The sequence below is a fragment of the Rhodopirellula maiorica SM1 genome, from assembly GCF_000346295.1.
In the GTDB taxonomy this organism is placed as follows: Bacteria; Planctomycetota; Planctomycetia; order Pirellulales; family Pirellulaceae; genus Novipirellula; species Novipirellula maiorica.
The window spans coordinates 1-10,367 of the sequence record NZ_ANOG01000935.1 but is presented as its reverse complement, the minus strand read 5'-3'; the positions used below and the strand labels follow the sequence as shown (position 1 = coordinate 10,367).

The following is a 10,367-nucleotide window of genomic DNA, read 5'->3' as shown; positions in this document are numbered from 1 at the left end:
TGCCTCCGGCGTTTCGCGGGGCAAGGTCAGAGGCATCGGGGGCTTGTTGGGTAGCTGCCAGTTGTCGCTCCGCCCGGGACAAGCCCGGCGGAAGCGAGGAGGGCTAGACTTTCAGAATTTATAAATCGCAGGTTCTTCGGTGGGGAGCCGCCTGGGGACAGAGCATTTCGTCCTAGTCCCAATCCCAACGTTGTGAAGTATTTATCCCCCGTGTTTTGCGAGGTTTTAGCGGCAGGGCGCAAGCCCTCCCCGGTTCCTCATCCCGACTAAAACACCGGAGGGCTCGCGCTCAATGCCATCTACTTTGGCACTAAACGGGTGGCGTTTGTAGCGGCGCGGCGCGGGGCCCGCCCGGTCTAAACCGAACGTTTTACTCGCTGCAAGCGGACGGCTCGCGCCGGGCCGCTATCAAATGCTTCACAGCGTTGCTCCAATCCGCTTAAGGTGCAGCCCCCCAGTAAAGGGCTGTGTCCCTGTTTCTGTTTCTCTGTTTCTCTGTTTCTCTCCACGCGCCAACGAGTGCCTCCTCATCGCGAAACAGCATTGTTCGGTTTACAGTCCAGCAGTGAAGGGGACGTGCAGAGAATCCGAGCGACGGGCTTGGCCTGATGGCGACACACGAATCGGAAGGTTGGTGCTTCGCAAATCGTGTAATCTGATTGAAAAGGACCGCAGACGCCCCCGCTGGAAATCGAACAGGCTCGACTTTTTGAAATACCCCATTACCCCCGACGGCCGCTACTTTGTTCATCGAGAACGGCTGTGGCGTTGCACGAACCCGAACCTGGACGAGGAAACTCGCCAGCGTTTGGTCAGTGAACTGATGACCGCCCGCCGCGAGGTTGCCGCCGCTCGGCGATCGAGCGACGACAATGCACTGGCCGCCGCTCGCAACAAGGTGCACGCAGCCAAAGTCGCATTGGGCGAACGCGGGCCGACGTGGTGGGACGACGACCGCGACTACAATCGCTACCTGATCAAGAACACGCCTTACGCCGATTGGTGGTCGTCCCGTGCGATGTAGCGACAGTGCCAACCATTGACGCTCTGGTGAGCGTGGCTACGAAGGTGATGCCCAGTGCTTTACGGTCTGCGGATCCGTTTCTATCCATTACGAGACGACTTGGTGGAGGGTGTTGGGCGAGTCGTGCTCGGTGGGTTGCTGCGGCGGTGTCGAGTCGTCAGCGTCGTTGACACCGGGCGTCGTGGCGGCAGCGTGATCACCTTGCCGCATTTCAGCTGGGGCTGCATAGCACTGTAACAAACCGCAGTGTTGGCACCGCCATGTAGTCACGGGATAGACCTGCTCGCGTCCCAACATAAACGATCCGAAACTGCCGCTCGCCCAGAACAAGGTGTCTTTTTGGAACTCGCCAAAACGATCAATCAAAAAGCCCTCTCGCATCGGAGCGTGACAGGACGGGCAATGATGCGTGATGAAAGACATCGCTTGGTCTCCTTCAACCTTCTCGGTTCTGGTCACATTCAATCAGGGCACAAAACAGATCGCGGCGGTTGCCAGGGGCTGCCATTTTGGTACGTGCATAAACTGCGATGACAAGCATTGACCGCAGTTCCCGTCGGTCTCACCACGCCAGTTTTTCTTAGCATGCCAGTCTGTCGCAACAGGGACGTGTGGCGGACCGAAAGTTGCAAAGGATGTACCGCAAAGAGCTTGCCGAGCAGTGGTTTGCAGCAGCTTGCTGTGAGCATTTTGCCATATCGGTGCGAGCGACTTTTTGTCGGCTGGGACGCCAAATTGACACGAAGTCAACACGCACGTTCTTCAGCGGGAAGCTTCGCCACCATGTTGATTCGCAATTGGTACAGCCGTTGCAATTTTACCCAATTGCCCAGCAAAGACTGCCACCGAGGCACACTCGGTTAATCCCATAAAAAATCAACTTGAAACACGATTCTTCTTATGAACCCGTTTGAAAGGAGGGTACGAACATGTTAGCAACTCGCTGGGAACCTTGGACGGAGCTGAATCGACTCAGCCGCGAAATGGATCGGCTGTTCAGCCGCGGCGGTAACGGCGGCGTGATGGGCGTCGGCAGCTTCCCCGCTTTGAACGTTCGCGAAGACGAGGACAACGTCTACGCCGAAGCTGAATTGCCTGGCTTCCACATGGATGATATGGAAATCTACGTCACCGGAAATCAATTGACGCTCAAAGGCGAACGCAAGCCACCGGAGCATGAAGGCGGAACATGGCATCGCCAAGAATGCAGCTACGGCAAATTCAGCCGCATGATCGAATTGCCCGGTGACATCCACAGCGAAAGGGTATCGGCCGAGTTTAAAAACGGCGTGCTTCACATCACGCTGCCCAAGAGCGAAGCCGTCAAGCCACGACGAATCGAAGTCAAGGCAAACTGATCCACCCCGTTTGCACGATCCCGAACAAACCAAATCCCAAATTTTTGGAGGTGAACCATGAGCACCACCATGACCACAACGAATCAAAACGAAAGCAAAAATCAAAATGAAAACGGACGACTGAGCCAATATCAAAACGAAAGCAATCAACAAGCTCGATCGACCTACCAACCTCGGTTTGACATTTGGGAAGGCGACGACGAGTTGATCCTGTACGGCGATCTTCCGGGCGTCGAACATGACGATTTGGAAATCCAATTCGAGAACCGTCAACTGACGATTCACGGCAAGGTGAGTCGCTGCCATGATGGCGAAGGATACCTGTACCGCGAATACGGAGTCGGCGACGTCCAGCGGACGTTCATGATCGGTGAAGCGATCAACAGCGAAGCCATCACGGCGGAATTGCACGATGGCGTGTTGACGCTGCATCTGCCGAAGTCCGATCACGCCAAACCGCGACGGATCGAAGTGAAAGCGGCTTGATGAGGCAAACCGTTAAACGAACGTCCGTTCGTTTAACGGCTCGCCGAAGGCGTCCATCCCTGCGAAACAATCGCAGACGCCTTCGGCTAGCTGTTAAACAAATTGACTCACGGTCACAGGAAAGCCGCCTGGGGACTAGCCGCCTGGGGACAGAGCATATCGTCCTAGTCCCAATCCCAACGTTGAGAAGTATTTGTCCCCCGTGTTTTGCGAGGTTTTAGCGGCAGGGCGCAAGCCCTCCCCGGTTCCTCATCCCGACCAAATCACCGGAGGGCTCGTGCCCAATGCCATCTACTTTGGCACTAAACGGGTGGCGTTTGTAGCGGTGCGGCGCGGGGCCCGCCCGGTCTAGACCGAACGTTTTACTCGCCTCAACCGGACGGCTCACGCCGTTCCGCTACTCAATCGACTAGACCACGCTTTCGCAGTGACGACTTGAGCAGACTGAGCGTTGGATGGGCCGTGACGAGTTTCTTGGCACAGTCATGAGCAAGTCGTTTGCCTGTCTCGCCCCCGATCGCTTCACGTAGATCGGCCAAGATTTCGGCAGCGGCCTTGTAGTTTACTGTGCCTCGCGCAGCGGCCGACTTCTCGGCTTGGGCGAGCCATGTTTCCGGAGACGATTTCATTTTCTCCATTCTGGCCTGGCGTTCTTTTTCCGCCTTAGCAGCCTCCCTCACCGCTTTCGCTTGCGCCTTCTTCGCCTCCTTTTTGTTCTCCTGCTCACGCAATTCGTCAGCGGCGGTAAGCAGCACTTCAAGCGAACGGCCCCGCACCGTGGTTGGCCAATCAACAACGGATCCCGAATCACGAATTTCCGCTAGTAACTCAGCTTTGACCGCGACCGGATCTTCTTTCAAACATCGTCGCAGCAACGCTCGCGATCGTACTTCGCTGATCGATTGCGACCAGACGGCAATGGGGTCTTCCTGGTCAGATTCGGGGGCGACTCCAGGCACACCGCTTGCAGCGGCTTTCAATATCAATGGATCGAGTCCGAAGAACAGCAACAGCTCGGCGGCTATCGAGGGCATCTTCGCCAGACCGTGTGGTACAGCCGGCTCGACGATTTCCGCCGGATCGTAGTTATCGTCGTAGGCCGCGCACAACCACAGCAGGTACAACGCACGAAGGTCGCCTCGGATCAGTTGCTCACGTACCTTTGCAAGCGAATCCAAGTATTTATCCAACTCCCACACCTCTGCGATTTCGCCTGATTCCTGATACGGAGACACCGTCAGTATCCCACCGTTGCCCTCGGCGTCCATTTTCCATTGCAAACCTTCGCATACCAGAAACGGATCCGATGTTGACTTGGTAAATGCCAGCCCATGAGGTAGTCGCAATCGGATCTCACGATCGCCGTAATTGGTATAGGCAAGGTACACATCAAAGCCGCGCCGCAACAATCCGTCGACATCGCCACGAAACTCGGAGTAGTGGTACTCGACCGACATCCGCCACCGGGAAAGTTCCGAATGCGACGATTGCTTTTCGGCAAACGCAAGCTGCTTGTTATCCAGCGGTCTGTCGACAGCTTGAAAGGCAACAAATTGGTATTCGCTCATGAGTCGACACCTAGTTTATAATCCGCAATTGGAGTGAACGTTTTTTTGCATTCTAAGAAAGAACGGCGCCGACACACAGACAACCACAGATGCATTAAGATCAAAGTATCTCATTTGGCCATCTTCCCGGATTCGGTGTGGAGCGAGCAATGGATCAAAATGACGATTTGGCAACGGTGGTTGTCATCGACGCGTCCCAATCGCGGTTGGCAACACATTGTGATGCCGATACAGCATTGACGTTGATCGCGTTGGCGTCGGAGGATCCGGCCAACTGGAATGAAGCGATGAGTGCGTGGCCTCGCTATCGCACGCCCGCGGTTTGTGAATTTGCCAGCAGTGTGCCGCTCGAGGAAACTGATTGCGAAGAAGCCATGGAGGCTCTTCAATCGGCAGAGGCTTGGCTCGTGATCGATTTTCGCGAGAAACGTATCCTGATGGGCGGCAACTTCATGTCCGTGGATCGTGATGATGCTTTCGCGATGGTTGTCGATGAAACGGGAAAACAACATTGCCCGCTCAGTATTCATTTGCCGCCGTGGTGGGAACTACATAAAGGTGTCACCGCAGAAACTGTCAACCAACCTCGTCAATCGCCGATCAACAAACCTTATGTGAATCGAGACATCCTGTATGGAGATGCGTTTTTAACGGATATCGCAGCGAGGGTTTTAGAAACGGTCGACAGCGATGCTTGGCGAAACAGCAACGCCAGCGAAGACAGGCACGCTCGCTATCCGTTCACGGTTGCCGTCCATCGTGATTGGTTGCTAACGCCACGCTCAGACTTGGGCGGCCGCGTGCCACGGCAACTGTTGCACGGAGCGATCGAGTGGAATGATCACGTCACTTGGGGGCAACGCCGTCGTTTCGAAGACGGTGGGCCGATGATCGCAGCTCCAGATAACTGGGCCGGATTTGAGTCCGCGCCAATGGGTAGCCAAGAGATGTGTCTCTACTTTGACTTGTGCCGCGAAGTGATCGATGCAAGCTGGTTTTTCCTGACGGATCAACGTAATCCGTCCGACGAACCGACAGGAAATCCGGCACCGGACGGCTCGAACAGCGGCACAGATATCGACCAGCTGACTGAATTGTTACGCGGCGTCAAAGACCTTTGGTTGAGCAATTCCTTTGAAGGCGGCTCGTCACCTAATTTTATCATCGAGTGCGATCGACGTCGGGTTCCTCGCGGAGCTGAGGTCGTCATTGATGGAATCGATGAAGTGGAGTCCGAGCAACATATCGCTGATTGTGATTGTCCGATCTGCGAAATGATGGCCGACGGACTGTTTGGCGTTGGCTTTACCAGCATCGACGGACATCACTTGGAACTGGACAACGAGTTTGCTTTTTCAATGATTCAAACACGTGACGCCTGGGAACAGCAACAGATCGAAGACGCCAAATTTCACGCCGAGATGGATCGCAAATGGGCCGAGCGCGAAGCCAGTGGTGAGACACACGATCCCTTCGCCTCTGCATGGTCCGGTGTGAGTAATGAAGGTCCGATACCCGGCGACTCGGGCGGATTTTTGAAAATGGCCTTTATGGTTGCCGAGATCGTATCGGAGCTGGAAAGATGCAACGCTTCTCGCGATGACATCACTTCACTGAACGAGTGCTTTGCCAACTACCGTCGCAGCGATGCCGATCAGCGGCTGCAATCCGCATCCGAATTGAAAGCCAATCTTCAATCGCTCGCCGATCGCTATTCGGATCTGGTTTCCAAGTCAGCGGACCTACAAAGTCGGATCGACGAAGCGCTGCGACGTCCAGCGAGTAACGAAACCGATCTCGATCATCCCTTCTAAAAGGGCGTCTAACAGGAGATGTTGCACGCAGGCTCATCCCTTGCATGTCGACAGTCCCCCACATTTGATTCTTTATCTAGAATCGCACCGTTGTCTGGATGTACGTAAATTCGCCGTCGTTGCCGTTCGCTCCGTTGGGAGCAATTCCAGCGGGGCCGCCTTGGATGACGGGACTGTCGAAGTAGTCGCCTGCCCACAGGTAGCTGTATCCGACTAAGAAGTGGGCGCGTGGTGAGATGGCCCAGCGCAACTGCAAATCCAGCTCGTGGCCGATCTCGTTTCCTGCCGACCCCGTGGGATCTTGGAACGCTGCCCCGCCACCGTTGGTGTACAGCGCGTCTCGGCGATTGGCGAGCCAGAAGTTGTGAAAATGGATGCGAAAATCCATATCATCGGTGACCGCAAGTGATGTCTGAAGATTCAAGTCCTGGATGTTCTGACGCCCCGTCAAATCGGCGTATCCTAGATAATAGTGTCCACGAGGTTCGAGCTGGTAAAACGTGCCGTGAACGCCGTCGTTTAAATCATCGTCACCCGATGCCCAGTCGTAAAACAGCCAAGTGGTCGGCTTCAGCGGCAACCGTTCGAAGCGGTGCCCCAGTCCCACCGTTGCAAACCCCGCCGATTGACGAGACGTCGAAAAGCTTCCGAATTGGTAGCCGCCTTCGACTTCGAACCATAGATCGCCTTCGTTTTTCAGAACGCGTCCGCCGATCGTGTGAACATCAAAACCGCCAGGAACACCGGCGAACGTTTGCACTCGATCATCTTCTTCGGTCATTCCGAAATAGTAGAGGTCGCGCGTCACCGAGCGTTTTTTGATGTGCCAAAGACGCCGTAGAACTGTCGGCTTTGATCAGGGGTGTCAAAGTTGTGATCGTCGGGCCGATGCTGTGCCGGATCGATTGTCCGCACCCAAAAGGCGTCGATTCGTGCCGAATCGGACTTCCACCAACTCCGCACGCCGTCGTGGGTCAGCGGCGTGTTCCGCCACGGACGGCTGGCCAGCAATCGCTGCGATCCATAGTACAATTCCTGGCGTCCGAGTCGCAGCCACCATTCTTGGTCGTCACCATCGCTCAACAGTAGCGCATCGACGGCGAGCATTTGCATATCGAAACGGTTGACTTCGCTGGCGCGAGGCGGCAGGTCTTCGCCATCGCTAGTCGCATCAATCGCTTGCCCAAAGACACGCAGGTTTTCGCCAATATGGACATCGCCGAACAAGAACAACTGTGACAGCACGAATTCGTCGCTGGCACCGGTCAACCGACGACCGCCGCGAAGATTGTTTTCGTTGTGATACCGCGATCGATATCGACCACCCAAGTCGACCGTGACGTCGCTGCAGGGACGCAGCCGTTTCAAACGTTCACCCAGGAATTGCTCTTGGTACGCCGGATCGTCGAGATAGCTAAAATCGTTTTCGATAAAGCTTTGTTTGTAGGCGGATCGAGCGAGCTGAGCATCGTCGGCATGCGTCTGCGGCGCCACCACGGGTGAGATGGCGATCGCGAATAACAAGACACGAAGTTGGGAAAATTGATTGACGTTCATATCGGCAGAGATCGGAGAACCGCACAACTCGGCGACAAGGAAACATGACATTCGGGGGTCATATCGATCCGTTCAACGAGGTACTTCAATTACAATCGGAGTAATCAAAATCATTTAACGCTGCGATTTCTTCCGGGGTACACGACCATGCGTATCGTCCATCAGTTGCTGATTGCAACGATTTTGCCGACGATTCTGATTTGGCTGGTCGGAATCTACGCGACCAGTGTTAGCGAAACCAGTTTGCGCGACGCCATCGAAGCGAACTCGGTCACCCGAGCTCAAGAAGTGATGGACGAGGTCGATTGGATCATTCAAACCCGCGCGACCACTTGGCAGGCGTATTTGCAAACCGACCTCGTACGCGAATCATTGCGGGAATCGAACGAAGAGATGAGTCAGATGGACGATCCTGCGGACTGGGTGCAGCAGCGTGATCAGCAGTGGCGTTCCACACCGGATGACGAGACGATCCCGTTGATGCAGCAGGTCATGACAAATGATCTGGCCCGCGACTTTAATGTTTGGCTGCGGCAATTGGAAAAATCAGCAGGGCATGCTGTGTTCGGCGAGGTGTTTATCACCAACCGATTTGGTGCCAACGTCGCGCAGACCAACCGAACCTCGGACTACCGCCAAGACGACGAAGCGTGGTGGCAGTTGGCCGTTGAAAACGGATTGCATATCGAGGACGTCAGTTTCGACGAGAGTGCAGGAATCCACTCGGTCGACATTTGTCTGAAGGCGGTCGACGAGGACGGCGAGTTCCTAGGCGTGATGAAAGCCGTTTTGAATATTCAAGAACTGATTGAGATCGTCGACAAGTACAAGCGAAATAACCAAACCGACGGGTATCTGTTGCTGTTCGATCGAGATCACACCGTGATCCGCGAAGCCGGGCAAGCATCGACAGGAATGAAAGATGGCAGTGCGTACTTTCAAGACGTCGACTTCGATGAGAACGAGAATGCATTTGTTGCAAATCTAACGGATGTTCGTGATGGCGAAGAGTTGTTGGGAGCGTTTGCCGTCTCTCGCGGACACGGTGATTTTGCAGGAATGGGCTGGGTCGTTCTGGAAGCAAGAAAGTCTTCGGTGGTATTCGCTCCGATCAAACGACTGCGCAACCAGATCATCTTGCTTGCGTTCTTCGCAACGCTGATGGTGATTGCCGCCGGATGGATGATCGCACGTTCGGTCACCCGACCTATCGATGAATTGCTGCGAGGCGCTAATCGCATTGGCGAAGGAGAACTTGAATACCGAATTCCTGCTGCGCGACAGTATGAAGTCGCCAAGTTGAGTGCAGGATTTAATCAGATGGCAGGAAACCTGCAATCGATGGTGGACGACCTGAAAAGTAAAGAGGAAAAGCTGACCGAACAGAACGAGCGATTGGAATCACAGCGTTTGACCCTCGCGTCGCAAGAAGAAATGTTGAGTGCACAGCGTGAGCGGAATACGCTGTTTGAAGCAATTGCGGATACGGTCGGCCGCCTCAATTCAACCAGCGATGACATACTATCCACGACGTCAAAACAGGCTCGCGGTTCGCATGACCAAGCCGCTGCCGTTTCGCAGGCCGCAAGCACCATGAACGAGATCTCTAGTATTGCCCACGATACTGCAGGACGAGCTAATAGGATGGTCGACGAAGCGCAACACGTCGAAGCGACTGCTGAAACAGGCCGTGAAGCCATGGGAAAATCTATCGAAGCTTTGGAGTCGGTCCGAAGGCAGGTCGAAGAAACCGCTACTCACGTCATTTCGCTTGCCGAGCGAGCGCAGGCGATTGGCGAAATCACCGCGACGGTCGACGATATCGCCGAACAAACCAACGTCCTAGCACTCAACGCCGCTGTCGAAGCCGCGCGAACGGGCGAACACGGCAAGGGATTCGTTGTCGTGGCTGCCGAGATCAAACGCTTGGCTCAACAATCGATGCAATCGACACGCGAGGTGCGCGGCATTCTATCGGAGATCCTCAACGCCATCCGCAAAGCCGTGGAGTCGTCCGAGCAAGAAACAGTGGTCGTTGCCGAAGCTCGCCAGGTCGCTCAGCAAACCGGCGACCTCGTGCAAACGTTGCTAGAGACGATCTCGGCGTCCGCGTTGACCGCAAAAAAGATCGCTTCGGCAGCAACACGACAAGCCACCGGTACAGTCGAACTCGATAAAACCATGCAAGACATGGAACGGATGACGGCCGACCACGCGGCGGCACTGCAAGAGATCGAACAATCGGCTATGAACTTGACCGAATTGAGCAACGAACTGGCGGAACTCACATCCGAATCCGCCAACCGACAAACTTCGACAAAACTCTCATAGCCTCACCCAGGCGTAGGAACGGTTCGGCAAGAAGTCCGTCGTTCGAGTTTTGTTACAAATGTTTGGAGTGAAGTGTTGTTAACGTAGTGGGCGGGCCGTAGTGGGCGGGGTGACGAGTCCCGTCGTGCAGCTAAGCCGGTCGGCAGGAATCATTGAGTGAAATCCCGTTAGCCGTTTGGGCCAACGCTGTGAAGCATTTTTTCGTAGCGAAACTCGCAGAGAGTTTCGG

At 55.0% G+C, this 10,367-nt stretch carries 9 protein-coding genes; 5 read left to right on the top strand and 4 right to left on the bottom strand.

Translation table 11 applies throughout. The features are described from left to right. Positions 1–709: 709 nt before the first annotated feature. Positions 710–1,024 carry a hypothetical protein gene (locus RMSM_RS29825; RefSeq protein ID WP_040770191.1) on the top strand — a complete coding sequence of 105 codons (315 nt, stop codon included), beginning with the start codon at positions 710–712 and terminating at the stop codon, positions 1,022–1,024. 87 nt (positions 1,025–1,111) lie between these two features. On the opposite strand, the gene RMSM_RS29820 is transcribed toward RMSM_RS29825, so the two are convergent. Continuing rightward, complete coding sequence (locus RMSM_RS29820) at positions 1,112–1,447, bottom strand: PF20097 family protein (RefSeq protein ID WP_144058061.1); 336 nt, start codon at positions 1,445–1,447, stop codon at positions 1,112–1,114. A 506-nt stretch (positions 1,448–1,953) separates the two neighbouring features. Here RMSM_RS29820 and RMSM_RS29810 point away from each other — a divergent pair. Next, positions 1,954–2,382 (top strand): Hsp20/alpha crystallin family protein, encoded by a 429-nt coding sequence (locus RMSM_RS29810; RefSeq protein WP_008706229.1) that lies wholly within the window; start codon positions 1,954–1,956, stop codon positions 2,380–2,382. 57 nt (positions 2,383–2,439) lie between these two features. Further along, the gene (locus RMSM_RS29805) at positions 2,440–2,868 is read left to right on the top strand and encodes an Hsp20/alpha crystallin family protein (RefSeq protein ID WP_008706228.1); all 429 of its coding nucleotides are present in this window, start codon (positions 2,440–2,442) and stop codon (positions 2,866–2,868) included. 401 nt (positions 2,869–3,269) lie between these two features. On the opposite strand, the gene RMSM_RS29800 is transcribed toward RMSM_RS29805, so the two are convergent. Beyond that, a complete protein-coding gene (locus RMSM_RS29800; protein ID WP_008706227.1) occupies positions 3,270–4,436 on the bottom strand; it encodes a hypothetical protein in 1,167 nt (388 codons plus the stop codon). 149 nt (positions 4,437–4,585) lie between these two features. Between RMSM_RS29800 and RMSM_RS29795 the strand changes: the two genes are divergently transcribed. After that, positions 4,586–6,250: a hypothetical protein gene (locus tag RMSM_RS29795; protein ID WP_040770183.1), complete on the top strand. Its 1,665-nt coding sequence runs from the start codon at positions 4,586–4,588 to the stop codon at positions 6,248–6,250. A gap of 76 nt (positions 6,251–6,326) precedes the next feature. Here RMSM_RS29795 and RMSM_RS43530 read toward each other — a convergent pair whose 3' ends face one another. Then, complete coding sequence (locus RMSM_RS43530) at positions 6,327–7,058, bottom strand: alginate export family protein (RefSeq protein WP_040770180.1); 732 nt, start codon at positions 7,056–7,058, stop codon at positions 6,327–6,329. Further along, positions 7,055–7,858, bottom strand: coding sequence for an alginate export family protein (locus tag RMSM_RS43525; protein WP_008706214.1), 804 nt, complete (start codon positions 7,856–7,858; stop codon positions 7,055–7,057). The genes RMSM_RS43530 and RMSM_RS43525 overlap by 4 nt, the downstream gene beginning before the upstream one ends. A 96-nt stretch (positions 7,859–7,954) precedes the next feature. Here RMSM_RS43525 and RMSM_RS37530 point away from each other — a divergent pair, with 96 nt between their 5' ends. Beyond that, positions 7,955–10,138: a methyl-accepting chemotaxis protein gene (locus RMSM_RS37530; protein ID WP_008706212.1), complete on the top strand. Its 2,184-nt coding sequence runs from the start codon at positions 7,955–7,957 to the stop codon at positions 10,136–10,138. Positions 10,139–10,367: the final 229 nt, after the last annotated feature.